Source organism: Sphingomonas sp. JC676, from assembly GCF_014489075.1.
Lineage (GTDB): Bacteria > Pseudomonadota > Alphaproteobacteria > Sphingomonadales > Sphingomonadaceae > Sphingomonas.
The window spans coordinates 569,965-595,038 of record NZ_JACTGR010000002.1; the positions used below are offsets into that span (position 1 = coordinate 569,965).

Here is a 25,074-nt window from a genome sequence, read left to right on the forward strand (position 1 = left end):
GCACCCGCCGCGATCGCATTGATATCAGGCGTGGGCGACGCCGCCACGACGGCGGCTCCGCACACCGATTCCGACAGCGCCGAAACCGGTCAGCATCATCGCCCAGGCCGCCGGCTCGGGAACGCCAGGAACACCCGTAGCGGTGCCCGCGAAGGTGAGATTGTCGGCCACACCCTGACGGTTGATGCCGAGCCCGACATCGAGGCTGCCCGGCGTGAAGCCATAGTCGTAGGAATAGGACTGGGTGCCCCAGGCAGTGGTGATCAGCAGATTGGCGACAGTGCCGGCATAGCTGACGCTCATATTGCCGCTCTGGAAGCTGTTAAGCGGCTGGATGCCGTTCAGGAAACCGTTGTTGCCAGTGTAGAAGCCATAGGAATCGAACCAGCCGTCCCCGTCATTGTCCTGGACCTTGATGAAATAGTTGCTGCCCGAGAGATAGCCTAGCGCGAGCGCGACATAGCTGCCCGAATCGAAGCCGCGCAGCGCGACATCGACCGACGCGGTGGTCGAGCTCGAGTCATTGTAAGTCGACAGCGCGGTAAAAGTCGTGATGGCCTTGCCGCCCAGGATCGACGGCGTGCTGGCCTGGTTGGTGTAGTTGGGGCCCAGGCCCGTCCCGTTGGGACGATTGAAATCGTCGGTGATCTGGGCATGGGCCGAACCGCACGCGCTGGCCAGCGCGGCGGCAATCATCATCTTCTTCAACATGGTATTCCCTCTCGATTACGTGATTTGTCAGTCGCTTACGCAGCGTCCGCACGATACTTGGCGCGGGACATGCGGCGGTTCGTGCCGCGGGCGTAACGACAGATCAGCAAGAGCGAGACGGCGGTGCCGGGAATGCGACGAGCATGTTCCCGGCAGCGACGAAGGCGCGCGGCTTACTACGCGGCCTTAATTCTTGAGACGATGGCGCACCTCGTCCCAGTGGCGCGGTCCGACGCGCACCGTCGCGCCCGAACGCAGGACAAGCGCCATATGGCGGCCGATCGAGTTGATCTGGAGCACCGATTTGGGCCGGACGAACGCCGAACGATGGACGCGGATCATCTGCGCGGGATCGAGGCCCCGTTCGAGCGCGGACATCGTCACGCGGATCATGTGGCTGCGCTCGGCGGTGTGGAGCAGCGCATAATCCTTGGCCGCCTCGATCCATTCGATCGTGTCGACCGGCACCCGGATCTGCCCGCGCGAGGTGGGCACCCAGAATTCCTGGTGATAGTCGCCGGTATCGGTGGGCGCCTCTTCGGCCGCGTCTGCATCATCATTCGCGACGGCGGGCGCGTCGCTGAGTCGCCGGGCGACCGAACGGATGCGGGCGAGCAGCTCGCGCGGCTCGAACGGCTTCATGATGTAATCGTCGGCGCCGAGCTCGAGCCCGACGACGCGATCGATCACGTCGCGGCGCGCGGTGAGCATGATGATCCCGATCGTCGGATGGCTCGCGCGCAGCCGCCGGGCGATGCTGAAGCCGTCCTCGACCGGCATGGTCACGTCGAGCACGACAAGCGCCGGGGTGCGCTGTGCCAGGATCTGGTCGAGCTCGGCGCCGCCGCCGGCCTCGTCCACTTCAAGGCCCTGCTCGCGCAGATAGGCGGCGACGGGCTCGCGGAGATCCTCTTCGTCGTCGACGGTGATGATATAGGGGTTGGCTGCGGTGCTCATGCGAGATCCATCTGCTGCAGGAAGCGGCTGACCGCTTCGGGCGTGAAGGGCTTTTCGAGAACGGGACGCTGTACATCGGCTAGGAAACGCGCGGCCGCGACACCCAGGGTATCACCGGTCGCGAAGGCCACGCGATCAAGTAGATCAGGCCGTTCGGCCATCATCCAGGCATGGAGCTGGGGGCCGTCGATATCGGGCATGCGGATATCGCTGACGATCAGGTCGAAATCGCCGGTGCGAAGCTGGGCGCGCGCGTCCGCGCCGCCGACGGCGATGTCGCAGGTAAAGCCCTCGACCAGGAGGAAATCGGCTAGCGCCTCGGCGATCTCCGCCTCATCGTCGATCACCAGCGCACGACGCGCCGGCGCGGCGGCGGCGAGCGGAAGGTCGGCGGGGATCGGCGGCAGCGTCTGGCCGACATCGATCGGCAGCGTCAGGCGGAAGCACGCCCCCTCGGGCGACGGAACCAGCTCCAGCCGCCCGCCATGCGCCTCGGCCAGGCCCTGCGAGAAGGACAGGCCTACGCCCGTCCCCTGCCCCTGCGGCTTGGTCGTGAAGAACGGCTCGAAGATCCGTCGCCGCATCTCATCGGGGATGCCGGGGCCGGTGTCGCATACTTCGAGCGTCACCATTCCGGCCTCGCCGAGCGCAGTGCGCAGCGTCAGCGTCCGGTTCTCGGTCGCGGAATCGGCCATCGCCTGCTGCGCGTTGACGATCAGGTTGATGATGATCTGGTGGAGCTGATCCGAATCCGCGGCGATCAGCGGCAGCGCCGGCGCGAAATCGCAGTTCGAGGCGATCCCGTCGGTCTTGAGGCCATAGTCCGCCAGTTCGTGCGCGGCGATCGCCACGGCGTTGAGGTCGACGGCGGCGCGTTCGGGCCGCTTCTGCCGCGCCATCGCGAGAAAGGTCTGGACGATCCGGGCGCAGCGATCGGCCGCGCGGCGGATCTTCTGCGCGCGCGCCGCGAGCTCCGAACCCTGTGACTGGCGCTCCATCATCACCGCCTGGGCGACGACGATCGACAGCGGATTGTTGAGCTCGTGGCTGACGCCCGCGAGCAGTGAGCCCAGCGCCGACAATTTCTCGGTCTGGTAGAGCGCCTCGCGCGACTGGGCGAGCGCGGCTTCGGCACGCTTGCGCTCGGTCAGGTCGAGCGTGAAGCCACCGGTCCGCGCAATGCCGACGCTCGCGCCCACCGGGAAGGCCATCGACAGGACGTGGGTGACTTCGAGGAAGCCGGCGAGCGCGATTTCGGCGCCTGCGACGTTGCCCGCACGGGCGCCGCGCTCGATGATCTCGAGTTGCGCGGCGATCTCGGGCGGGAAAAGCTCGTTGGGATGCTTGCCCTGCAATTCCTCGGGCGTGCGGCTCAGCGCCTTGGCGAATTCGGGATTCACGCGGATATAGCGCCCCTCCCCATCCTTCAGGTGCATTGCGACGGGCGCATTCTCCATGAACGCGGAAAGCTGCGCCTCGCTTTCGGCCAGCCGCTCCTCCGAATGCGCGCGTTCGAGCACAGAGAGCGTCCGGTCGGCGAGATCGCGGACCAGATCGACTTCGCTGTCGCGCCAGCGCCGCGGCGTTCCCTGCTGGACCGAGAGTACTGCGACGATCTGTCCCGCGCGCATCATCGGCAGCGTCAGCACTGCGGCGATTCCGAGCGAATCGAACAACGGCTTGTTGGTCTCGTCGAAGCGCGGATCGGTCGCGGTGTCGTTGACGCGCACCGCCTGACCACTCGAATGCGCGGCAGCGAGCTTCTCGCCCAGCGCGCTCAGCGGATAGCGCTGGTCGACGGCGCTCAAAACGCCTTCGCGCCATTCCTGCGTCACGCACAGCACCGAACCGTCGCTGCTGGTCTCGGCGAAATTGGCGCGCTCGACACCCAGATGTTCGCCCAGCGCCGCCAATGTCTGCCCCAGGATCCCGCGCGCACTGGTCTCGTTGCGGATCCGGTCGCTCCAGGCCAACAGGAAGGTCTGGTTGCGCTCGCTTTCCTGCAGCGCGGCCTGCGCCGTGGCGCGTTCGAGCGCGACCCAGGTCCGCTCGGCGATATCGCGCATCAGCTGAATCTCGCTGTCGCGCCACACGCGCGGGCGATCGTTCTGAACCGAAAGCGCCGAGTGCATCTGGCCGTCCTGCACCAGCGGCATGCTGACGAATGCCTGGATCTCGTGGCTGGTATAGCGCTCGACGGCGGACTGCTCGAGCCGCGGATCGTGCACGACATCCTCGTACCGGATCACTTCGCCCGCGATCCAGGCGCGATCGACCGAGGCGCCGACGCTCTCCAACGAGAAGACATTGCCCTTCACGCTCGACACGCCGTCGCGCCATTCGTCGATGACGCAGAAGATACGCCCGGTCTCGTCGGTCTCGGCATAGGTGGTGCGCGTCACGCCCAGGTGCCGGCCGAGCCATTCGAGCGTGGTCGAGAGGATCGCCTGCGGCGAGGCCTCGCCGCGAATGCGGTCGCTCCAGTCGATCAGGAACGCCTGGTTGCGCTCGCGCTCCTGGAGCGCGGTCTCGGCGCGCGCGCGGGCGACCGTCGCCCAGACACGCTCGGCGAGTTCCTCGCACAGATCGACCTCATCGACCGCCCATTGGCGCGGCACGCTGTCGAGCACAGCCATCACCGCGACCATGCGGCCTTCCTTGACGATCGGCACGATGATGCCCGATCGCGTGCCCATCAGGTCTGCCGCGCCCTGCACCGGATCGTCCGGCGCACGACCGAGCTGGGTGTTGTCGCTGATGACCTGCATCTTGGCGTCGGCGCCCCGCGCGGCCAGCTTCTGATACGCCAGCCGCATCTGCTCATGGCCCGCTAGATCCTCACGCGGGACTCCATTGGCTGCATGAAAGGTGCCCATCTTGGCGAGATCGCCGTCAGACGCTTCGCCATAGAGGAAATGGGTAATGCCGAGATGCTCGGAGAGAATGCGCGACAGCGCCGCAAGGATCTTGTCCGCATCGGTCAGGTCGCGAGAGACGTCGTGCAGCGCGCGCAGCACCGTCTGCCTCCGGTCGAGCGCCTGCTTGTCGCTCAGATCGACCTGGACCGCGCACCACCGCGCCACCGTGCCGCCGGAATCGTGGAGCGGGACGACCTTGGTCAGATACGGCCGATAATTGCCGTCGCCGCCGCGCATGCGCAGCTGCACCGCATTGGGCGTCTGGCGCGCGCGCATCTGCGCCAACAGCGTGCGCGCCTTGGGCACGTCGTCGGGGTGGACGACGTCGATGGGATCGCCCAGCGCGCCGCGCGTGCCATCGAACATGTCGTGCCATTGCTGGTTGCCCCAGCGCAGATTGCCTTTCTCGTCGCCGATCCAGCAAAGCCCGGGCAGGCTTTCGGCGAGCAAGCGGAACTGCTCCTCGCTCTCGCGCAGCTTCGCGGTGAGCCGCAGATGCTCGAGCGCCCCCCAGATCCGCGCGCCGGTCTGCGAGAGAAGATTCACTTCCTCCGCGCTCCACACGCGCGGCTTGTCGTCGATCGCGACGAACAGCGCGACCAGCGCGCCGTCGTTGAGTAGCGGGATCGTGACGAAGGCACGGCTGTCGCTCAGCTCGAGCAGCCGGGCCTCTTCATGGACCAGGTCGAGATCCGAGACATTGTTGACGATGACGGTCCGGCCGCGGCGATATTCGCCGGTCAGCGCGGAATCCGCATAAAAGGGATGCCGCCCCGCCATGCTGACCAGCCCGGGGCGTGCCCAATCCAACGGAATGTTGATGAACTCGATCCCGGGCTCGAGCTCGCCATAGCCGACGCGTGCGACGCCCAGGAAACGGCCGATCGCCTCGGCGGTGACGCTCAGGATGCGCAGCGGATCGGCTTCGGAGGCGAAATGCTCCGACAGCCATAGCCGTACCTGCTCCGCCGAATCGAAATCGGGGAAGATGACGTCCGCTGTGATATTGCGCGCTGGTTTCATATCCCCGCCCATTTGTGCAGGTGTACCACACCCTTTGGTCGACTGGGGAGCCGAGCGGCGCGGCCCGGTCGCCACGTCCGTCGCGTTGGTCGCATCTTCGTCGCAGCCGTCGCAACTGATGACGGTAACCGGTGTAAACACCCCACAATAATCAAATGGATAGCGCGATCCCTGTCTCTTACACGAGCGTCGAGTTGGCCGTCGGCCTGTTTGCTTCGATTGCTCCGGAACGTCTCGGGGACGAGCTGCTCGCCTTGGCGCGCACGTGCCCGAGCCTGGGGATAGGCGTGCACGAAATGCCCCGCGCCGCGCTCCTGACCGCGCTCGAGGCGGACAAGATCCAGCTGGCGGTGATGCCCGGACCCGAGCGGCCGGGCCTGCAGAGCGCATTGCTCTGGGTCGATCGCGTGATGGTCGCGATGGCGAAGGATCATCCCCTCGCCGCCTTGCCGGTGGTGACGCCCGAACAGTTGCGCGATCAGCCCTTCCTGGTCTCGCGCCAGCAGCATGGCAGCGACATGCACCGCTTCCTGTCGCACTGCATCCGCCCGCTCATGCCCGCGCTGAGCAGCGTCCTGCTCGATCTCAGCCCTTCGCGGCTGATGGCGCGCGTCGCGGCGGGAGACGGGCTGGCGCTGGTCTGCCGCAGCCATGTCGACGGCCTGGGCGACGATCTGACAATCCTTCCCGTCGATTATTCGGGCGCGGTGTTTCCCGTGCACGCGCATTGGAAGGCCGAGCAGCCGGCATGGCCGCTTTCGGAGCTCATCCGCATCCTGCCGGCGCGGGGCAAGGACTGAGCGGGGTTACCGCAGCGGCAGCGTGAGATCCTGTTGCCGCCCGGTGCCGCGCACCACGACATGATCGGCGAAGAAGTCGAGGCGGGCATAGCTCGTTTCCTCAGTGTCAAGCATCGCCTTCAGGTTCACATAATGGATGCCGGCGCGGACGCCGTAATTGCCGTCATGATTGTGCCCATCGAGCCAGATCTTCGCCGAGGGGTGCCGCTCCAGCAGCGCCATCACCGCCGGCGCGTTCCACAGATTGTGCGGGTTCTCGGGCCAGAGCGGAAAGTGGCTGAACAGCATCGCCTTCAGGCCCTTGCGGTCCGCCTCGGCCAGCTGCGCGTCGATCCAGCGCATCTGTTCGTCCCCGATGCCGCCGTCCCATAACGGCTTGTCGGCATAGAGCGCGGCGTGGGCTTCCATGCTCCGCTTGTTTTCCGCGCTGCCTTCGGGCCAGGCATAGCTGCTCAGATCGTTGCCGTCGGTGACGATGAACATCCAGCCATGCTCTACGAAGCTGTAGTAGCGCGCCTTCATGCCGAGCTTGACCGGCACCTGGAGCTTGTGCGCGTCGTCGATCGCGAATTCGTGGTTGCCGAGCACGAAATGCCAGGGATGCCTCAGCTTGTGGGCCACCGGCAGCAGCGCGTCATAGCTCGCCCAATCCTTGTCGATGAAATCGCCGAGATGGACTACGAAGGCGAGCTTCTGGCGGTTGAAATCCTCGATAGCGGCGGCGAGCTTGTCCGGCGTGGTATGGTAGAGCCGCGGCGGTGCGTCGGGCTCGACGGCATATTGCGCGTCGGCGATCGCGCCGATGCTGAAGAGCACCTTCTGGTCCTGTGCCGCGGCCGGGCCTGCGCCCAATCCGATCAACGCCGCCAGCATCATCCCCAAGCGCATCGCCTACTCCAACGTTTCCGGAAACGCGGCTGTCTAGGACGCGATTGTTTCAGATTGAAACGCGCGGGGACGATTGTCATGCGGACTTCACGGACCGCGCCTAGCCGTACGGAGACTCGGGGCGAATCCGGGCGGGGAGGCAGATGATGACGGCGCCAGCGCGGCTGCGTGGCCGGCTTCCCCAAGGAAGTCCGGTGCAATGAACGAGATCACGGCCATTTCCGCCCGGCGGCGCGCGGATGGCGAGGACGCCGAGCTGCGCCGCGCGCTCCAGCGCTTCGTCGAAGGCCGGCTGCGCGACCGCGTCGAGGGCGAGGATATCGTCCAGGAAACCTATGTCCGCCTCTACGATTATCGCCGCACGCGCCCCGTCGCCGATGTCGGCGCCTTCTGCTTCGCGATCGCACGCAACCTGGTCCATGACCATTTCCGCCGCCACAAGGCCCAGCCGGCGACAGGCGAGCTGGCCGAGGACCTCGTCTGCCCGCAGCCCCGCGCCGAGGAGATCCTCGATTACCGCCAGCGCGTCGAGATACTGGTCCGCGCGCTCAAGGTGATGCCGGCGCTTCGCCGCGAAGTGTTCCTGCGCCGCCGGCTCGACGGGATCGCCACATCGACGATCGCGACCGACCTCGATCTCAGCGTCGCTGCCGTGGAGAAGCATTGCAGTCGCGCGCTGGCCGATCTGCGCGCAGCGCTCGAGCGCCGCGGTCTGCCGGCGGGAGCACGCGCATGAGCCGCCGCGCACTCCGCAACGCAGCGCATTGGTCGCTTGCCGACGGCAATGGGGCACCGCCGCCGCGTGCCGCCGACGTCCAGGCGACGCTGCAGGATCCCGCCCTCGCCGAGGCACTTGAGCAGGCTGCGACGTTCGGACGTCTCTCCGACGGCGACGTCCGGGCGATGCGCGCCGCACGGCGCCGCAACGCCACCACGCTCGGCGCACTCGCGCTGGTCAGCGCGATCGGCATCGGCACCTGGTCGAGCGGCTGGTTCAAGGCCGGCCCGGTGCCGGCCATCGCCCATTACGAAACCCAGCGCGGTCAGCAACGGGACGTCAAGTTGGCCGACGGCTCCACCCTCCATCTGAGCGGCGCGACCAGCCTCGACGTGACGCTCGACGATCGCCAGCGGGTGGTCGTGCTCAAGCAGGGCGAGGCCTATTTCGACGTCGCGCACGAGCCCAAGCGCCCGTTCGTCGTCCATGCCGGGGATTCGGCCACACGCGTGCTCGGCACTGCGTTCGACGTCGATGTCGCGCGCGGCGAAGTGAAGCTCTCGGTCTATCGCGGTCGCGTGCGGTTCGGCAGCGCATCCTATGAAGCCGGCAGCGTCGAGGTGCCGGCGGGTTTCCGCTCGCGGTTTAGCGAGGGTGTGGCCAAGGCGCCGACACGCTTTGACGCGACGCAGCAGAATTGGCGCCAGGACTGGGTCGATACCGACGATATGCGGCTCGTCGACTTGGTCGACGCGCTCAACCGGCGGGACGGACCGCTGGTGTTGGAACCGCCGCGCGCGCTGGGTACCATCACCCTGTCCGGCCGCTTCAAGCTTGATAATTCACAGCAATTACTGGGCGCGATCGGCGCCGCTTATGGCTTCGACGTCGTGAAGGAAGGCGACAAGCTCAAGCTCGTCGCGACTGTCGATTGAGTCTCGCAATCGACTTCTTCATGTCACTGCATTGCAACAAAATTCTTTTGTCCGGACCTGACCCAAAGCCCCGTCCTCCGTTCGAGGCGCACAAGCGTCTGAGCGGAGGAATATCATGCACAGCACTAAGGGACTTTCATTGATCGCGCTGGCAGTGGCGCTCGCCGCGCCGGCCATGGCGCAGGCGCATGCCGCCGATGCCGCGTTTTCGCGCCAGATGCATTTCGACATCGCGGCGTCGGACCTGCGCGCGGCCATCTCGCAATTCTCCAGGGCGACGGGGGTTCAGGTCGTGGTCGCACCCAACGCGGTTTCGGGCCGCCGCACCACCGGCGTGCGCGGCGCTTTCACGGTGCGCGAAGCGCTCGACCAGCTCCTGCGCGGCACCAACCTGTCCGCGTCGATCCGCGGCGGCGTCGCGGTGCTGAAGCCCGCCACTGCCCCGGCGCCCCGGCCGTCCACTCGCCCCGCGCCCGTCCGTATCGCCGACGCCGATGACGCGCCGGTGCAGACCGCCGAGCAGGAAGTGACCCAGGAACCGGAAATCGTCGTCTCGGGCTATCGCCAGAGCCTCGCAGCCGCGCAGGACCTGAAGCGCCGCGCCGTGGGTGCAGAGGACGATATTCTCGCCACCGATATCGCCGCCTTTCCCGATCTGAACCTCGCGGAATCGCTCCAGCGTATCCCCGGCATCGCGATCACGCGCGACAGCGGCGAAGGCCGCCAGATCGCGCTGCGCGGCCTCGGCGCCGATTTCACCCGCACCCAGCTGAACGGCATGGAAGTGCTGGGCAACACCGCATCGGGCATGGACAATCGCGGCGGCGTCAGCCGTTCGCGTTCGTTCGACTATAGCCTGTTCGCGTCCGAGCTGTTCAACCGCGTCTCGGTCCAGAAGTCGTTCTCGGCCGAGCAGGACGAAGGCGGCATCGCCGGCACCGTCCAGCTCACCAGTGCCAAGCCGTTCGACTATGAGGGCACAAAGTTCGTGGTCTCGGCCAAGGGCCAGACCAACACCAACACCAGCGGCATTACACCGCGCGTCGTCGGCCTCGCTTCGATCCATAAGGGTGATTTCGGCGCATTGGTCTCGGTCGCCTACAGCCAGATCAAGACCAACGAATATGGCTATCGCAATTGGGGCTGGGGTAAGACCACCTACGGCGCCGCCAATATCGGCCCGAACATCGATGCGGCGACCCGCGCTAAGCTCCTCGCCGGCGTCTATCAGCCCCAGGCGGAATCCCCCTCGACCTGGTACACCGATCGCAAGCGGCTGGGCATCACCTCGTCGCTGCAATATCATCCGGGCAACAACTTCAAGCTCGACGTCGACTTTCTCTATGGCCGCCTGTGGGATCACCGCGACGACTATGCGATCGCCAGCGCCGGCACCAACGCACTGACCGGCACCACGATCAATGCCGGCCAGGTCATCCAGACCGCGGTGATCGACGACACCAACACGCTGCGCGCGGCGAGCTTCACCGGCATCGATCAGCGCTCCGAGCATCACATCGTCGAGAACCACACCGATTTCTATCAGGGCGTGGCCAATGCGACCTGGAACGTGACCGACCGCCTGACCGTCCATGCGCTGGGCGGCTATGAGGAATCGGACTTCGGCCAGCCCGTGTTCGACAAGGTGTTCATGGAAGCCAAGAACATGGCCTTCAGCTACGACACCCGCCCGACCATCCCGGTCAACACCTATGGCAAGGATCTGACCGATCCCAACAACTGGGCGCTCCAGCGCCTGGACGTGCAGGAGAACAAGATCACCAACCAGTATGCCAATGGCAAGCTGGACGCCGCCTACGCCGTGAACGACGCGCTGACCTTCAAGGCCGGCGGCGAGTTCAAGCACTTCATCAACAGCGGCTACACCTGGGTGAACAAGGTGTTCCACAACGTCCCCGCGGACGTTGCCATCCCGAACGACCTGAAGCAGACCGTCGATCCGAAGACGCTGATCCAGTACATCGTCGGCAATGTCGACGGCGTGTACGCCTATATCGGCGATCCGCGGAACCTGAGTGCCAAAAACCTCCAGGCGGGCAGCGACTATCGCGTCGATGAAAAGACCTGGGCCGGTTTCGTGCAGGCCGATCTCGATACGATGCTGGGCGGCATGCGGCTGCGCGCCAATGCCGGCGTGCGCTACTATTCGACCGACCTGATCTCGTCGGGCAATCTCGCGACCAGCGCTGGTCTGGTCGCGGTCGCGGTGCCGTCGAACTCGCATGGCTGGTTGCCGTCCGCCAATGTCGCGCTCGACGTCGCCAAGGATGTGGTGGTCCGCCTCAGCGCGAGCCGCAATGTCAACCGGCCGGACCTGGGCGCGCTCGCCGCGGCAGGCTCGATCACGACGCGTCCGAACGGCGGCAGCGTCAGCTTCGGCAACCCCTTCCTGAAGCCCTACAAGGCGACGTCGGTCGAGGGTTCGATCGAATATTACATGGACAGCCACGGCTTCGCGTCGCTGGGCTTCTTCTACAAGCACATGGACAGCTTCATCACCACGGCCACGAAGCAGATCCCCTACAGCCAGACCGGCCTGCCGCTCTCGCTGCTGATCCAGGGCGAGGACGGCAACACCATCTTCGACGTCAGCCAGCCGATCAACGGCTCCGGTGCCAACATCAAGGGCATCGAAGCCGCGTTCCAGCACGACTTCACCTTCCTCCGGGCGTGCTCAAGCATCTCGGCGTGGTCGCCAATGGCACCTGGTTCGACGGGCACCAGACGGCGATCTTCAACAACGTTCCGAAGCAGCTGCCGCTGGGCGCGCTTTCGAAATGGGCGGCAAACGCGACGCTCTACTACGAGAATAAGGTGTGGGGTGTCCGTGTCTCCGATGCGTATCGCAGCCAGTATTTGACCGGTGTGGGCAACGCGATCGACAATAACAGTGATGTCATCAAGGCCACCAACAACGTCGACTTCCAGTCGCACGTCAACATCATGCCTGGCGTTCGTCTGATCGCGGAAGGCATCAACCTGACCAACGAGCCGATCCGGCAGTCGATCGGCCCGGACCGCACCGAGGTCTACACGACCGCCGGTCGCACCTTCACCTTCGGCTTCAGCGCCGAATTCTGAGCACGAAAAACCCCGCCCGGTATGCCCGGGCGGGGTCTCGTGATCTCGGGCCGCGCCGCACAAGCGCGGCCCTTCTTGTTTCTTGGCCTCAGGCCGCGTCGGCGCGGTGCGGCAGCTTCCAGCCGGGCCGGACGAAATGGCAGGTATAGCCGTTGGGGAGCCGCTCCAGATAATCCTGATGCTCGGGCTCGGCCTCCCAGAAATCGCCGAGCGGCGTCACCTCGGTCACGACCTTGCCCGGCCACAGTCCCGACGCTTCGACATCGGCGATAGTGTCCTCGGCGACCGCCTTCTGCGCTTCGTCAGCATAGAAGATCGCCGAGCGATAGCTGGCGCCCACATCATTGCCCTGGCGGTTCTTCGTGGTCGGATCGTGGATCTGGAAGAAGAATTCCAGCAGCGCCCGATAATTCGTCAGCGCGGGATCGTAGACGATCTCGATCGCCTCGGCATGGTTGCCATGGTTGCGATAGGTCGCATTGGGCACTTCGCCGCCGCTATAGCCGACGCGGGTCGATACCACGCCGGGCAGCTTGCGGATCAGATCCTGCATGCCCCAGAAACAGCCGCCTGCCAGTACTGCGCGTTCGGTGCTCATGCCACTTCCTCCACCTGGTCGAGATAGGCGCCGTAACCCTCGGCCTCCATGTCGTCGCGGTGCACGAAGCGCAGCGACGCCGAATTGATGCAATAGCGCAGTCCGCCCTTGTCGATCGGACCGTCCGGGAAGACATGGCCGAGATGGCTGTCGCCATTTGCCGAGCGGACCTCGGTGCGGATCATGCCGTGCGTCGCGTCCCGCAACTCACTGACGTTCGCCAGTTCGATCGGCTTGGTGAAGCTGGGCCAGCCACAGCCGGATTCAAATTTGTCCGACGATGCGAACAGCGGCTCTCCCGAGACGATGTCGACATAGATGCCGGGTTCCTTGTTGTTCAGAAGCGCGCCGGTGCCGGGGCGTTCGGTGCCGCTCAGCTGGGTCACGCGATATTGTTCGGGGGTGAGCGCCGCGACCGCTTCGTCGGTCTTGCGATAGTCCGCCATGATGGTTCTCCAATCGCCCGGATAAATGGGAGCCCGGCGCCATGCCAACAAGGCCTTGCGCCCAGGCCGATCAGCCGATCGCGCCGCCCGCGCGCAGCGTCGCCACCTGCTCGGCCGTATATCCCAGAGAGGCGAGCACGGCGTCGCTATCCTGCCCTAGCAGCGGCGGCGCGACCGGTGCGACCACGGGCGTTGCGGAAAGCCTGAGCGGCGACGCGACCAGCGCCACCTCCCCCGCCGTCGGATGCGGCACCGTCTTGACCATCTCGCGCGCCAGCGTCTCCGGCGCGGTGAGTGCGGCGCCGATGCCGCGCACTTCGCCACAGGGTATCCCCGCCCCTCGCAAACCCTCGAGCCAGGCCTCGCTCGATCGCTCGGCGATCAGAGGCCCGAGCAGCGCCAGAAGCGCATCGCGGTTGTCGACCCGCGCCGAATTCCGCGTGAACCGCGCATCGGCCGCGATCTCCGGCCTGCCGATCAGCCCGCACAGGCTCGCGAACTGGCGATCGTTGCCCACCGCGATCACCACACGCCCGTCGCTGGTATCGAACACCTGATAGGGCACTACCGTGGGATGGCCGTTGCCGTAGCGCCGCGGCTCGTTGCCCGAAGCCAGATAGGCAGCGCCAACATTCGCCATCATCGCGAGCTGGCAGTCATAGAGCGCCATGTCGATATGCTGGCCCAGCCCGTCGCGGTCGCGCGCGATCAGCGCCGCCAGGATGGCCTGCGCCGCCGCCATGCCGGTATAGAGATCGGCCACTGCGACGCCGACCTTCATCGGCTCGCCGTCCACCGGCCCGGTGACCGCCATCAGCCCGCCCTCGGCCTGAATCACATAGTCATAGCCCGGCCGCTCCGCGATTGGCGAGGTGCGGCCATAGCCGGAGATGGAGCAATAGATCAGCGTCGGGTTGATCGCTGCGAGCGACGCATAGTCGAGCCCGAACCGGTCGAGCCCGCCCAGCTTGTAGTTCTCGACCACCACGTCCGCGCGTGTCGCCAGTTCGCGCACGATTGTCTGCCCTTCAGGCTTGGACAGATCGATCGCGATGCTCTGCTTGTTGCGGTTGGCACACAGATAATAAGCCGCCTCGCCACCGGCATAAGGCGGGCCCCAGTGGCGGGTGTCGTCGCCGCCGTTCGGATTCTCCACTTTGATCACTTCGGCGCCGAGATCGGCCAGGATCATCGTGCACCACGGCCCGGCCAGCACGCGCGAGAGATCGAGGATGCGCCGGCCCGCAAGCGGCGCCTGGCGTAGGGTGTCGGTCCCGGCTACGGGTCGGGCTTCCATGCTGGTCATCGCGCCTTCTAGGTTTCGAGGTCGCAGCGGGTCAAATGATCCCGTCTCCCGCCCCTACACCTTTGCATGAATTCGCACGCACCGCTGGCGCTGGTAAACCAACCCCATGGCAGCGCGCGCACTCCGCGATTGGATGCTCGGCTCAGGGCTCGCGCTGGCGGCTTCGACACCGCTTCAGGCGCAAGAGGCGCCGCTGCCGAAAGGCCCCACTGCCGCGCAAGTCGAGGCTGATGCCGATCCGGCCCAGAAGCGGCCGGTGACGCTGAGCGGATCCTATGCCAGCGATCTCAACGCCGATGTCGCAGGCGGCGAGCGCCGGGGCGCGGCCTATCTCGGTCGGTTGAGCCTGCTGGCCGACGCAGACCTCGATGGGCTCGTGGGGCTCCGTTCGGCGATGCTCCATCTGAGTATCCTGCAGATACATGGCACGGGCGCGTCCGGGCATTTCGTCGGCAACACTGCCGCGGTGAGCGGTATCGAGGCTGAGCCGGCGCTGCGGCTCAACCAGATCTGGGTGCAATTCCCGCTGGCGAAAGGCGCGCAATTGCGGCTCGGGAAAATCACGGCGCAGGAGTTCTTCGCCAGCCCCACTGCGGGGCTGTTCATCAATTCGAGCTTCGGCTGGCCGGCCAGCTTCGCAACTGATCTGCCGAGCGGCGGTCCGTCCTGGCCGCTCGGCGCTCCGGGCGCGCGTCTCAGCGTCAGTGCGAGTTCGAAGACAACGGCGCGGATCGCCATATTCGCCGGCGATCCCGCCGGGCCAGGGCAAGGCGATCCGCAGCGACGCGACGGCCATGGCTTCAACGCCTTCGGCTTCGCCGGCCAGCCGTTCGTGATCGGCGAACTGTCGACAACGCTCCCGGGCGGCGGCGTCGCAACATTGGGCGGCTGGAAGCATTTCGGGCGGTTCGACGATGTTGGCGGCCGTGCCGATCGGCACGTGGGAAACTTCGCCGTCTATGGGGTGGTGGATGTCCCGCTGTGGAAATCCGCGCGCGTGCCGGGACAAGGGGTCTCGGGCTTCGCCAGGATCACGGTTGGGCCGTCCGACCGGAACCCGGTCGACCTGTATCTGGATGGCGGCGTCTCGCTTTCAGGGCCGTTTCGAAATCGCCCCGGTGACGTGCTCGGCATTGCTGTGGCCTTTGCGCGCCTCTCGCCCCGGCTCGCCGGGAATGGTGCCGCCGATCCATTGCCGTCGGGGGAATGGGTGATGGAGGCAAGCTATCGCCTCGCGGTCGGCAAAAGAATGTCCCTCCAGCCGAACCTCCAATATGTCGTGCACCCCGCCGCGTCCGCGCTGGTCTCGCCCCCTGGACCCAGGACGCCCGATGCGCTGGTGTTGGGCCTGAGGACCTCCGCTACATTCTAGCCCCGAAATGCAAACAACAAGGCCCGGGAAGCCGCTTGGACTTCCCGGGCCTCGCCGGCTCCGGCGGGGAGGGGGGGCGCGCCGGAACGCTGGGGACTAGTTGCGCGATGCCTCGAACAGGAACCAGGCGCGCCGTTCGGCATCGTCGGTCCAGGTGTCGATCATCGCGGAAGTGGCATTGTCGCTCGCCGCGTCGGCGAACTGCTTGGCGCGGCGGAACGACTCCACCAGCATGAGATTGTCCTCGCGCAGCTCGGACAACATCGCGCGCGGCAAGACATAGTCGGCGTCGTTGTCGAAGATCGTCTGCCGGCGCGCGATGTCGCCGATCGAGCGCAGCGTTGTCGCGCCGATCTTGCGCACGCGCTCGGCAATCGCGTCGGTGATCGCGAAGATCTCCGTCGCCTGATCGTCGAGCAGCAGATGATAGTCGCGGAAATGCGGTCCCGAGACATGCCAGTGGAAGTTCTTGGTCTTGATGTAGAGCGCGAAGGTATCGGCCAGGATCGCGTTGAGAGCCGTCGCGACAGCACGGACCTCGCCGCGATCGAGATCGCTCGGCGTGGCAAGTGCGGGCGCCAGTTTTGCCAGCGTGTCCATGGCATGCTCCTCGATCGTCCCGCCGCGATCGGCGTCGCGGCTCCTGGGGACGAGGCGCATGTAGGAATTGCGGCCGGGTCGCCTCAATCATACGAAAGGTTCGGGTCATAGTCGGCATTGTCCGCCCGATACCGACTGGCGTATCGCCGCAGTCGGAGGCAATCTCGATCCGCCGGTTGCCGGGAGCTGGAAGGCGAATGCGTTCAACGGAACATGGTCCCGATCGGTCCGAGCGATCGCTCTTTGTCAGGCGCAAGCGGCTCTTCCGGGCCGCCGCCTTGGTCATCGGCGCCGCGATCTTCGCGTCGGACCTGCTGAGCCCGCTCCAGGGCGCGGTCGCGGTGCTCTACATCATCGTGGTCCTGCTCATCGCGCAGACGGGCGGCCGGCGATCGGTGCTGACGACCGGACTCATTTGCGCCTTGCTCGCTATCGGCGCATTCGTCGCGGGACATCGAGACGATCCCTTCGATGGCGCCTATGTCCGCTTGGGCGTGAGCCTTATCGCGATCCTCGCCGCCACGCTCCTTTCGATGCGCGACCATAGCGCGCGGACGACGCTGGCCGAGCAGGCCCGCGTCCTGGAGCTCACCCACGACACCGTCGTCATCCGCGATGCCGGCGGCAGGATTCTCTATTGGAACGACGGCGCGGAAGATCTCTATGGCTGGGCGCGAGAGGAAGCCCTGGGCAGGCCCTGCGACGAACTGCTACAATGTCAGTTCCCCTCCGAGGAAGTCGCCCAGGCGCTCCGGGACGAGGGGAGCTGGTCCGGCGAAGTGACCCGCACGCGCCGCGATGGAACCCGGATCGTACTCGCCAGCCGCTGGTTGCTGCGCCGCGATCCGGAAGGCCGCAGCATCGGCATCATCGAGACCAGCGCCGATCTGACCGAGCAGCGCCGCGCCGATGCCGAACGCCAGCTCTCGGAAACGCGCTACAGGACGATCTTCCACGCCGCCGGCTTCGCGGCGTGGGAATCGGACTGGTCCGAGACACGCAAGCACATCGTGGCGGCGGCCCCGCCCGGCACCGATCTGCGCGCATGGATGGCCGCCCATCCCGATGTGGCGCGGGACGCGGCGATCAAGGCGAAGATCCGCGACGCGAACCAGGCAGCGGTGGATCTTTTCGGCGCCGCCAGCCTCGAAGCGCTGATCGGCAGCAATGTCGTCGCGCGCTACGCCACCGGGATCGAGCAGTCCTTCGCCGAGATCCTCGCCGATCTCGCGACCGGTGCCGAAAGGATCGAGAAAGAGGGGCAATGGACCACCCTTCAGGGCCGCACCGTGGATCTGATCCTGCGTGTCTCGCTCGTATCCGAAGGCGAGCCCTGGTCGCGCGCTTTGGTCATGGCGTTCGACGTGACCGAGCGGAACGAGGCACGTGCCAAGCTCGAGCAAACATCGACCGAACTGGCACATGCCGCCCGCGTATCCACGCTCGGCCAGCTCGCCGCGTCGATCGCGCACGAAGTGAATCAGCCATTGGCGGCCATCATCAACTACGGAAAATCCGGAACGCGTTGGCTATCGCGCGATGTGCCCGATACGGCGGAGGCCGAGCACTGCTTCGATCACATCGTCTCGAACGGCAACCGCGCCGCGGCGGTGATCGCCCGGGTGCGTGCGCTGGCCCGCAAGACCGCCCCGCAGGCCGAGCCGCTGGCACTTCCCGCGCTGATCGACGAGGCAATGGCGCTCGTCCAGCGTGAAGCGAGCGCAGGGCGGGTCGCGATGCAAAGGCTGGGCGGGGATCTGCTGCCCTTCGTGATCGCGGATCGCGTCCAGATCCAGCAGGTCGTGGTCAATCTATTGCTCAACGGCATCCAGGCGATGCGCGAGGTCGAGGATCGCAAGCGTGCGCTCTGCATCCGGCTCGGCATGGAGACCGAAACCATGGTGCGCGTCGCGGTCGAGGATTGCGGAAGCGGGATCGGCGAGAATCCCAACCGCATCTTCGAGCCGTTCTTCACCACCAAGGCCGATGGCATGGGCATGGGCCTCTCAATCTGCCGCTCGATCATCGAGGCGCAGGGCGGCCGTATCAGCGCGGCCGACAATCCCGACCATGGCGCGACCATCGCCTTCACATTGCCCGTGAGCACCGCCGAACCGCCTGCGGCACAGGCATCGCATACCTCTGTATGATGGGATCGCGTCCCAGAATCGCCCAGCTCATGAGGGAAGGTCGCGGGCCGTTGGTGCGTCGCGGCAGGAGTAAAGCGTGAAACAGTCCCCGACCATCTGCATCGTGGATGATGACGACGATGTCAGGTCCAGTCTTGAAAATTATCTGCGCTCGGTGGGCGTCGAAGTGCGCAGCTTCGATTCCGCCGAGGACTTCCTGGCGTCGAGCGACCGGCTCGAGGCCGATTGCCTGATCACCGACCTACATATGCCTGGAATGGACGGCATGACGCTCCAGCGCGAGCTCAACCGGATCGGGCGGACCTTCCCGGTGATCGTCATGACCGCCTTCCCTACGCCCGCCGCCCAAAAGGAATCCGCCACGTTGGGTGCTGTCGCCTTTCTGGTGAAACCGGTCGATCCGGACATGCTGCTCGATCGGGTCGGGGAGATACTGTTATAATCAACGCGACGGCTCGAAGCGACGCCGCGTCGCAGGCCGCCTGTGAATGTCAGGGGAGTTTGGACGATGGGAAGCGAAGCATCGCAACCGATATTGATCTGCGTCATCGACGACGATGAGGAAGTTCGCGGCTCGCTCGACAGCCTGCTGCGCTCCGCCGGTTTCGAAGTGCGGACCTTTGCGGGGCCGGAAGAGTATCTCGGCTGTCCTGCGGCCGATGCCGCGGCCTGTTTGGTGCTCGACGTCCGGCTACAGGGCGCCGACGGGCTGGAATTCCAGCAATCGCTGATAGAAAGCGAAGCGCAGGTACCCGTCATCCTGATCACCGGCCATGGCGACATCCCGATGACCGTGCGCGGCATGAAGGCCGGCGCGGTCAGCTTCCTGCCCAAGCCGTTCGAGGAGGAAGACATGCTCGCGGCTGTCGCCGAAGCCGTCGAGCGCGACCGCCGGCGCCGTTCCGAAGAACAACAGGGCGAGGATGTCCGCGCGAACTATGCATCGCTCACCCCGCGCGAGCGCGAGGTGATGGGCTTGGTGACTGCGGGCCTGATGAACAAGCAGGTCGCCGGCCGGCTCGAGCTCAGCGAGATCACCGTGAAGATCCACCGCGGCAATCTGATGCGCAAGATGAAGGCGGAGTCGCTGGCCGATCTGGTCCGGATGGCGGAGACCCTGGGCGTGCGCGAGACCTCGGTCACGCGGTATCACAGCGCGGGCTGACCCGCGCGGCCCGATCGCACATCACCCTTTGGTTTGGGTGCACGAACGACTGCCCCACCCCATCTCGCTGCTGGATCGAACAACAGCGAGGTGAAACCATGCGCCGCTTCCGTACCAAGATCGCCCTCACGCTGCTTCCACTGCTGGCCGCCGGCATTCCCGCCGCCTCCGCGCAGACCGTCAGAAATGTCGTGCTGGTGCACGGCGCCTGGGTCGACGGTTCCGGCTGGAAACCGGTCTACGATATCCTGACGCGCGACGGCTATCACGTGACGATCGTCCAGGAGCCACTGACCAGCCTTGTGGATGATGTCGCGGCGACCAAGCGCATCCTCGACCAGCAGGACGGCCCCACCATCCTGGTCGCGCACAGCTATGGCGGCTCCATCATCACCGAGGCCGGGATGGATCCGCATGTCGCGGCGCTCGTCTATGTCGCGGCGCATGCCCCCGACGTCGGCGAGAACGAGTCCGCGCTCGGCAAGACGATGCCCAGCGTCACCCAGAGCACGCCCGGCGCGATCGTCTCGACGCCCGACGGCTTCACCTATCTCCGTCGCGATCTCTTCCCTTCGCATTTCGCCGCCGATCTGCCGGTGGCGGAAGCCAGGTTCGCAGCGCAGTCGCAGGTCCTGACCGCCGCCGGTGTCTTCTCGACGCCGATGACCGTCGCGGCCTGGAAGGACAAGCCGAGCTGGGCGATCGTCGCCGCCGCCGACAAGATCATCAACCCGGATCTCGAGCGCTTCTATTACAAGCGTGCGGGCAGCCATGTGACCGAGCTGCAGGGCGCGAGCCACTCGGTCTACGAGTCCCGGCCACGGGAAGTCGCCGCGGTGATCGAGGAGGCCGCCAAGCACGCGAACGACAAGAAGTAACGAATCGCTGAGAGGGCGCACGCCGAAGAGGTAGGCGCCCTAAACCTGCGTATGATACCTCCGGCCGCGCTGATCGGGGATTACGAGCCATCGAGAACCCACGCTGTAAGCAAAGGGAGGATCTGATGGTCATGACGGCAGCCGATACCACGACCGGCGACGCTCCGGCGATCACCGTGCTGCCGGCGGACCCCGAGCCGAGCAGCGCCGACGAGATCAATCACCGCATCTCCAACAGCCTGCAGCTGCTCTCGGCCATGGTTTCGGTGGAAGCGCGCGGGATCGAGGATCCTGCGGCGCGCGCCGCGCTCGATATGACGCAGCGCCGGATCAGCGCGATCGCCAGCGTGCACCGCCAGCTCTATCGCACGCACGAAGCGTCGACGGTCGATCTGGGCGCCTATCTCGACGAGCTCGGCTACGAGCTCGAGGCGGGATATGCCAACGCCGCCGCCGGCCGCCGCGTGCTGGTCGACGCGTCGTCCATCACGGTGACGGCCATGGAGGCGACCGCGATCGGGATCATGGTATCCGAGCTCGTCGGCAATGCCTGCAAATATGCCTATGCCCCCAATGAGCCCGGGGACGTGCGGATCGCGCTCAGGCCAATGCTGTTCGGCGGTTATATCCTCGAAGTGGAGGATAGCGGACGTGGACGCGTACCCGACGCCACGCCCGAGGGGAGCGGGCTCGGCAGCCGGCTCATCGACATGATGGCGACGCGGCTGGGCGGATGGCACGGCTATGACGACGCCCGGCCGGGCACGCGCTTCATATTCTGCGTGGGCAAGCGCTGATTTCGTAACCGGTCGCAACCTGCGGCTGGCTGGGACCGGACCGAGCCGGACCATCCGGATGCTCGGCCTCGAGGTCAATTTCCGCTTCTGAAGGAGACGCCCATGCCCCCTCCGGAGCCGCCGCGCTACCGGCCCCGCCGCTTTCGAAGTTCCTGGTGTTCCTGTCCGTGACGACCGGCCTGGTCGACGCGGTCAGCGTACTTGGATTGGGCAATGTGTTCACGGCCAACATGACCGGCAACATCGCCTTTCTCGGCTTCGCCGCCGTCGGCACGCCCGGGTTCAAAGCGCTGCACTATATAGTTGCGCTCGTTGCGTTCGTTTCCGGGGCAATGCTGGGGGGGCGGATGGGCACGCGCTTCGCCGATCGTCCGCTGCGGCACTGGCTGATCGGCGCGGCATTGATCGAAGCGGCGCTGCTGGGTGGGGCCGCGGCAGTCGCCGCCGGGATCGGGATCGCCGCGCTGGCGCCGAAGCACGCCGTACTCGCCGCCATCGCGCTCACGGCGATTGCCGTGGGCGTTCGCAACGCGACGGTACGCCGGCTGAAAGTGCCCGATCTCACCACCACCGTGCTGACGCTCACGTCACCGGCATCGCGGCGGATTCGCGACTTGCCGGCGGTGCTGCCCCCAATTTGGGGCGGCGGCTGGGCAGCATAGCGGCGATATTCGTGGGCGCGGCTATGGGCCGTGCTGGTGACGCACTTCGGTCTCACACCGCCGCTGCTGCTCGCCGCGGCAATGGTACTGGTGGGCACGCTACTCTGCGCGCGCCATCCCGCAACCGCGTCGCCGCATCGCGGTTGACCGCGGCGCCGGCTGAGCGGGGCAAATTCCGGGCAGCAGCCCCCCTAAATCGGGGCTCTCAGCCCCGCGATCAGACGCTCGGCAGCGACGAGGTCCACGGTCGCAAAGCCTTCGGTGAACTTGCCATATACTGGTTCGATCAGATTCAGCGCGTCCTTGTCACGGCCCTGATCGGCCCAGAGCTGTCCTAGGCTCGTCGCTGACCGCAATTCCCAGCCAAGCGCGCCCTGCCGGCGGGCTAGGTTCAGCGCCTTCGAAAACTGATCGACGGCCTCCGCCTCGTCACCGGCGGCTTGCGCCAGCCTGCCCCTCACACGCAGGATCTCAGCCGTGCACCAGTGCTCGGGGTTTCGATCCCGTCGCTCGAGCTGCGCCATCAGCGACTGCGCATCGTCCTGCCGCCCCGCGACGAGAGCACCCTCACAGGAATGCGCCAGGATGATGGGGCTGTAGACTTCGTAACGCCCCTCAGCCAAAAGCCGCAGTCCTTCGCTAACCAAGGGAACCGCGGCCTCGAAATGATGTCGCCTTGTCTGGCACAAGCCGAGAATGCAAAGGCCGACACCGACCTGGCTTCCTATCGAATGGGTCCTGGCGTGCTCCGTCATTTCGACGATGTCTTGTTCAATGGCATCGATATCGGCGCTCGACAGATAGTCGATATAGGCGAGCCACGTCATCGCCACGCTGATAGGAAGCGCGAATGGCAAGGGCCGCGCCGTCGCGGCCGCGCGCAAGGCGGTTTGCCGGGCCTGATCGGGGAAGCCCTGGAGCCACAAGGTGCTCGCCAGAAGGCCAAGACCATCCACCTTGCGGTCATAGCCGACCGCCATGGTCTGGGCGAGCCGCGCCTGGTCGGTGTCGATGGCGAGACCGCGTTGCAGATGCACCCGCGCCTCGGCGAGACGGCCGAGATGGTGCTGGGAATGGCCGACCATCCACTCGGCCGTTGCGGACGGACCCGGCTCCGGCATCTTCTTCGCCGCCTCCACGCATTTGGATGCGTTCTTGAGCGCATCATCATACCGCGCCGCCCGGATCTCGCTGCCCCAGAGCGGCAGGAAACAGGCCAACTGGCAGGCCAGGTCGTCGAGGCTTTCCGCGAGTTCGAGGGTCGTGGTCCAGCTCGCCGTCAGCTCATCCGATATGCCGACCGTGAAGATCTTGGTGCTCGCCAGTGCCAGCTGGATCGAAAGATCCCTCGGCGTACCACGAGGGACTGCGGCTGCGGCCTTGATCATCCAATCCTGGCATTCGGCGAAAAGTGCCTTGCCCAGCCAGATCGGCACCGCGCCGATGGCGAGGTCTATGCCAAGAGCCGTGTCGCCATCGGTACCGAAAGCCCAATGCAAAGCTGTGCGGATGTCGTCGAGATCGGCGGCCGAGGCCCGCGGCTCGGGGGTCGATTCATCGGTATTGCTCGTCCCTTTCTGCAGGAGCTTGCGATAATATTCGGCATGCTGACGCCGGAGCAGCTTCTGCTCTCCGGCCTCGGCCAGCTTCATCGCTGCATAGGTCCGCGTCGTGTCGAGCAGGCGATAGCGCGGGATCGCCAGCGAGGTGTCGCCCGACGCGAGGGATTTCACGAACAGCCCCCCGATCGCGTCATACACCTGCTCGTCGCTCAGATCCCGATTGGCCGTAACCCGCTGGGCAGCCTCCAAGGTATAGCTGCCGATGAACACGGAAAGCCGCCGCAGCACGACGCGCTCGATATCCGACAGCAGATTGTAGCTCCAATCCAGCGTCGCGTTCAGAGTCTGATGGCGGGCCGGAGCGGCCCTGCGCCCAGGCCAGCGCAACGCGAACTGGCTGTCGAGCAAAGCTTCGGTCTCATAGAGGCTGAAGGTTCCGACGCTTCCGGCGGCAAGCTCGATGGCAAGCGCGATGCCATTCAATTTGCGGCAGATCTTGCCGACCACTGGCGCGTCCGCATCGTCCAGTAAAATGGGCGCACCGCCGCTTGCCGCACGTTCCATGAACAGCTTCGCCGCGGGAAACTCGAGCATCTGCGCGGCGGTCAGCGCAGGGGAATCAGGCGGGCTGTCCAGGGGTGGAAGGCGAAAGACATTCTCGCCCTCTGCGCGAAGGATCTCCCGGCTTGTCGCGAGGATATGCAGCTCGTCCAACTGGGTCGAAAGTCGTTCCGCAAGCAAAACGACTTCCAGGATCAAATGCTCGGAACTGTCGAGCACGAGCAAGGCGGGCTTGCCCCGCAAATGCGCGATGATGTCCGGCACGGGATCTTGCGACCGGACCGGCAGACCAAACGTCGAGGCCACCGCGCCGGCGAGCAGATTCGGATCGTTGAGAGGACCAAGATCCACGAAGCACACGGCACCGCGAAAGGTCTGGAGCAGCGCGTGCGCGACGGACAGGGCCACCGTCGTCTTGCCCATGCCGCCAGGCCCGACCACGGTGACGAAGCGATCGGCCAGGAGCTTGCGGGAGATTTCCGCCACGACCTCGTCGCGACCCACCATCCGAGCCAGGGCCGGAGGCAAAGGATAAGCCGGATCGAAAGACCTATCCTCCGGCGCGCTGGTCTCGATCCACTCCCTCGATATGGGCGCGACGAAGCAATAGCCGCGGCCAGGTACGTTCGCCACATAGCGCGGGCCCATTTCCGCGGAGCCTAGCGCCTTGCGCAAGGCGGCAACATGGACGCGAAGACTGACCTCCTCGACAAAGACGTCGGGCCAGACCTTGGCGACCAGTTCCTTGTTGCCAACCACCTCGCCGGCATGGTCGATCAGGATACGGAGGATATCGAAGGCGCGGCTGCCGAGCCTGACCGGCTCTTCTTCCTTTTTGAGCAGGCGTTCCGACGGAATTAGCCGAAATGGCCCGAAGGAAATGACCTCAGTGGTGCGAGGGCTGCTTTCCTGAAGCATCAGAGGC

The 25,074-nt window shown here is 65.8% G+C and carries 20 protein-coding genes and 1 pseudogene; 12 read left to right on the forward strand and 9 right to left on the reverse strand.

All coding sequences use genetic code 11. From position 1 onward, the window contains the following. Positions 1–24: 24 nt before the first annotated feature. The 3 genes from IAG41_RS09475 to IAG41_RS09485 form a co-directional block, all read right to left on the reverse strand. Positions 25–711, reverse strand: coding sequence for a PEPxxWA-CTERM sorting domain-containing protein (locus IAG41_RS09475; RefSeq protein WP_187728360.1), 687 nt, complete (start codon positions 709–711; stop codon positions 25–27). A 186-nt stretch (positions 712–897) separates the two neighbouring features. Then, positions 898–1,668, reverse strand: a complete 771-nt coding sequence (locus IAG41_RS09480) for a response regulator (RefSeq protein WP_187728361.1) — start codon at positions 1,666–1,668, stop codon at positions 898–900. Further along, the gene (locus tag IAG41_RS09485) at positions 1,665–5,609 is read right to left on the reverse strand and encodes a GAF domain-containing protein (RefSeq protein ID WP_187728362.1); all 3,945 of its coding nucleotides are present in this window, start codon (positions 5,607–5,609) and stop codon (positions 1,665–1,667) included. The genes IAG41_RS09480 and IAG41_RS09485 overlap by 4 nt, the downstream gene beginning before the upstream one ends. A gap of 155 nt (positions 5,610–5,764) precedes the next feature. Between IAG41_RS09485 and IAG41_RS09490 the strand changes: the two genes are divergently transcribed. Next, the gene (locus IAG41_RS09490; protein ID WP_187728363.1) at positions 5,765–6,409 is read left to right on the forward strand and encodes a LysR family substrate-binding domain-containing protein; all 645 of its coding nucleotides are present in this window, start codon (positions 5,765–5,767) and stop codon (positions 6,407–6,409) included. Positions 6,410–6,415: 6 nt separating this feature from the next. Here the strand turns inward: IAG41_RS09490 and IAG41_RS09495 are convergent, their stop codons facing one another. Then, entirely contained in the window at positions 6,416–7,297 is an 882-nt protein-coding gene (locus IAG41_RS09495; protein WP_187728364.1) for a metallophosphoesterase, read from the reverse strand. A gap of 199 nt (positions 7,298–7,496) precedes the next feature. Here IAG41_RS09495 and IAG41_RS09500 point away from each other — a divergent pair, with 199 nt between their 5' ends. The 4 genes from IAG41_RS09500 to IAG41_RS09515 all read left to right on the forward strand — a co-directional run bounded on the left by IAG41_RS09500 (position 7,497) and on the right by IAG41_RS09515 (position 12,052). After that, positions 7,497–8,033: an RNA polymerase sigma factor gene (locus IAG41_RS09500; RefSeq protein WP_187728365.1), complete on the forward strand. Its 537-nt coding sequence runs from the start codon at positions 7,497–7,499 to the stop codon at positions 8,031–8,033. After that, positions 8,030–8,950, forward strand: coding sequence for a FecR family protein (locus tag IAG41_RS09505; RefSeq protein WP_187728366.1), 921 nt, complete (start codon positions 8,030–8,032; stop codon positions 8,948–8,950). The genes IAG41_RS09500 and IAG41_RS09505 overlap by 4 nt, the downstream gene beginning before the upstream one ends. A gap of 115 nt (positions 8,951–9,065) precedes the next feature. After that, entirely contained in the window at positions 9,066–11,831 is a 2,766-nt protein-coding gene (locus IAG41_RS09510) for a TonB-dependent receptor (protein WP_187728367.1), read from the forward strand. Further along, positions 11,786–12,052, forward strand: coding sequence for a TonB-dependent receptor (locus IAG41_RS09515; protein ID WP_187728641.1), 267 nt, complete (start codon positions 11,786–11,788; stop codon positions 12,050–12,052). Before IAG41_RS09510 ends, IAG41_RS09515 begins: the two co-directional genes overlap by 46 nt. 88 nt (positions 12,053–12,140) lie before the next feature. Here IAG41_RS09515 and msrA read toward each other — a convergent pair whose 3' ends face one another. The 3 genes from msrA to IAG41_RS09530 all read right to left on the reverse strand — a co-directional run bounded on the left by msrA (position 12,141) and on the right by IAG41_RS09530 (position 14,402). Further along, positions 12,141–12,650 (reverse strand): peptide-methionine (S)-S-oxide reductase MsrA, encoded by a 510-nt coding sequence (gene msrA / locus IAG41_RS09520; protein ID WP_187728368.1) that lies wholly within the window; start codon positions 12,648–12,650, stop codon positions 12,141–12,143. Then, complete coding sequence (gene msrB / locus IAG41_RS09525; protein WP_187728369.1) at positions 12,647–13,096, reverse strand: peptide-methionine (R)-S-oxide reductase MsrB; 450 nt, start codon at positions 13,094–13,096, stop codon at positions 12,647–12,649. Before msrB ends, msrA begins: the two co-directional genes overlap by 4 nt. Before the next feature lie 70 nt (positions 13,097–13,166). Next, the gene (locus tag IAG41_RS09530; protein ID WP_262408563.1) at positions 13,167–14,402 is read right to left on the reverse strand and encodes a CaiB/BaiF CoA transferase family protein; all 1,236 of its coding nucleotides are present in this window, start codon (positions 14,400–14,402) and stop codon (positions 13,167–13,169) included. Between the two features lie 106 nt (positions 14,403–14,508). Between IAG41_RS09530 and IAG41_RS09535 the strand changes: the two genes are divergently transcribed. Beyond that, positions 14,509–15,774, forward strand: coding sequence for a carbohydrate porin (locus IAG41_RS09535; protein WP_187728370.1), 1,266 nt, complete (start codon positions 14,509–14,511; stop codon positions 15,772–15,774). A 96-nt stretch (positions 15,775–15,870) separates the two neighbouring features. Here the strand turns inward: IAG41_RS09535 and IAG41_RS09540 are convergent, their stop codons facing one another. Then, positions 15,871–16,374 (reverse strand): Dps family protein, encoded by a 504-nt coding sequence (locus tag IAG41_RS09540; protein ID WP_410468083.1) that lies wholly within the window; start codon positions 16,372–16,374, stop codon positions 15,871–15,873. Positions 16,375–16,571: 197 nt separating this feature from the next. Between IAG41_RS09540 and IAG41_RS09545 the strand changes: the two genes are divergently transcribed. From IAG41_RS09545 to IAG41_RS09570, 6 genes and pseudogenes are all read left to right on the forward strand, one after another. Beyond that, on the forward strand, positions 16,572–18,524 hold the full coding sequence (locus IAG41_RS09545; RefSeq protein WP_187728371.1) for a PAS domain-containing protein: 1,953 nt from the start codon (positions 16,572–16,574) through the stop codon (positions 18,522–18,524). A gap of 76 nt (positions 18,525–18,600) precedes the next feature. Next, positions 18,601–18,966, forward strand: a complete 366-nt coding sequence (locus tag IAG41_RS09550; protein WP_187728372.1) for a response regulator transcription factor — start codon at positions 18,601–18,603, stop codon at positions 18,964–18,966. Between the two features lie 66 nt (positions 18,967–19,032). Beyond that, positions 19,033–19,689 (forward strand): response regulator transcription factor, encoded by a 657-nt coding sequence (locus tag IAG41_RS09555; protein WP_187728373.1) that lies wholly within the window; start codon positions 19,033–19,035, stop codon positions 19,687–19,689. A 98-nt stretch (positions 19,690–19,787) separates the two neighbouring features. After that, positions 19,788–20,567 carry an alpha/beta hydrolase gene (locus IAG41_RS09560; protein WP_187728374.1) on the forward strand — a complete coding sequence of 260 codons (780 nt, stop codon included), beginning with the start codon at positions 19,788–19,790 and terminating at the stop codon, positions 20,565–20,567. A 125-nt stretch (positions 20,568–20,692) separates the two neighbouring features. Beyond that, entirely contained in the window at positions 20,693–21,364 is a 672-nt protein-coding gene (locus IAG41_RS09565) for a sensor histidine kinase (protein ID WP_187728375.1), read from the forward strand. A 152-nt stretch (positions 21,365–21,516) separates the two neighbouring features. Further along, positions 21,517–22,173, forward strand: a pseudogene (locus IAG41_RS09570) (YoaK family protein). A gap of 44 nt (positions 22,174–22,217) precedes the next feature. On the opposite strand, the gene IAG41_RS09575 reads toward IAG41_RS09570, so the two are convergent. Then, a complete protein-coding gene (locus IAG41_RS09575) occupies positions 22,218–25,067 on the reverse strand; it encodes an ATP-binding protein (RefSeq protein WP_187728376.1) in 2,850 nt (949 codons plus the stop codon). Between the last annotated feature and the right edge of the window lie 7 nt (positions 25,068–25,074).

Coding starts and splice junctions, on each gene's coding strand:
- IAG41_RS09560 (WP_187728374.1), top strand. CDS start 19,788: ATGCGCCGCTTCCGTACCAAGATCGCCCTCACGCTGCTTCCACTGCTG.
- IAG41_RS09480 (WP_187728361.1), bottom strand. CDS start 1,668: ATGAGCACCGCAGCCAACCCCTATATCATCACCGTCGACGACGAAGAG.
- IAG41_RS09545 (WP_187728371.1), top strand. CDS start 16,572: ATGCGTTCAACGGAACATGGTCCCGATCGGTCCGAGCGATCGCTCTTT.
- IAG41_RS09575 (WP_187728376.1), bottom strand. CDS start 25,067: ATGCTTCAGGAAAGCAGCCCTCGCACCACTGAGGTCATTTCCTTCGGG.
- IAG41_RS09510 (WP_187728367.1), top strand. CDS start 9,066: ATGCACAGCACTAAGGGACTTTCATTGATCGCGCTGGCAGTGGCGCTC.
- msrA (WP_187728368.1), bottom strand. CDS start 12,650: ATGAGCACCGAACGCGCAGTACTGGCAGGCGGCTGTTTCTGGGGCATG.
- IAG41_RS09500 (WP_187728365.1), top strand. CDS start 7,497: ATGAACGAGATCACGGCCATTTCCGCCCGGCGGCGCGCGGATGGCGAG.
- IAG41_RS09475 (WP_187728360.1), bottom strand. CDS start 711: ATGTTGAAGAAGATGATGATTGCCGCCGCGCTGGCCAGCGCGTGCGGT.
- IAG41_RS09495 (WP_187728364.1), bottom strand. CDS start 7,297: ATGCGCTTGGGGATGATGCTGGCGGCGTTGATCGGATTGGGCGCAGGC.
- IAG41_RS09530 (WP_262408563.1), bottom strand. CDS start 14,402: ATGACCAGCATGGAAGCCCGACCCGTAGCCGGGACCGACACCCTACGC.
- IAG41_RS09540 (WP_410468083.1), bottom strand. CDS start 16,374: ATGGACACGCTGGCAAAACTGGCGCCCGCACTTGCCACGCCGAGCGAT.
- IAG41_RS09485 (WP_187728362.1), bottom strand. CDS start 5,609: ATGAAACCAGCGCGCAATATCACAGCGGACGTCATCTTCCCCGATTTC.
- IAG41_RS09490 (WP_187728363.1), top strand. CDS start 5,765: ATGGATAGCGCGATCCCTGTCTCTTACACGAGCGTCGAGTTGGCCGTC.
- IAG41_RS09565 (WP_187728375.1), top strand. CDS start 20,693: ATGGTCATGACGGCAGCCGATACCACGACCGGCGACGCTCCGGCGATC.
- IAG41_RS09555 (WP_187728373.1), top strand. CDS start 19,033: ATGGGAAGCGAAGCATCGCAACCGATATTGATCTGCGTCATCGACGAC.
- IAG41_RS09535 (WP_187728370.1), top strand. CDS start 14,509: ATGGCAGCGCGCGCACTCCGCGATTGGATGCTCGGCTCAGGGCTCGCG.
- IAG41_RS09505 (WP_187728366.1), top strand. CDS start 8,030: ATGAGCCGCCGCGCACTCCGCAACGCAGCGCATTGGTCGCTTGCCGAC.
- msrB (WP_187728369.1), bottom strand. CDS start 13,096: ATGGCGGACTATCGCAAGACCGACGAAGCGGTCGCGGCGCTCACCCCC.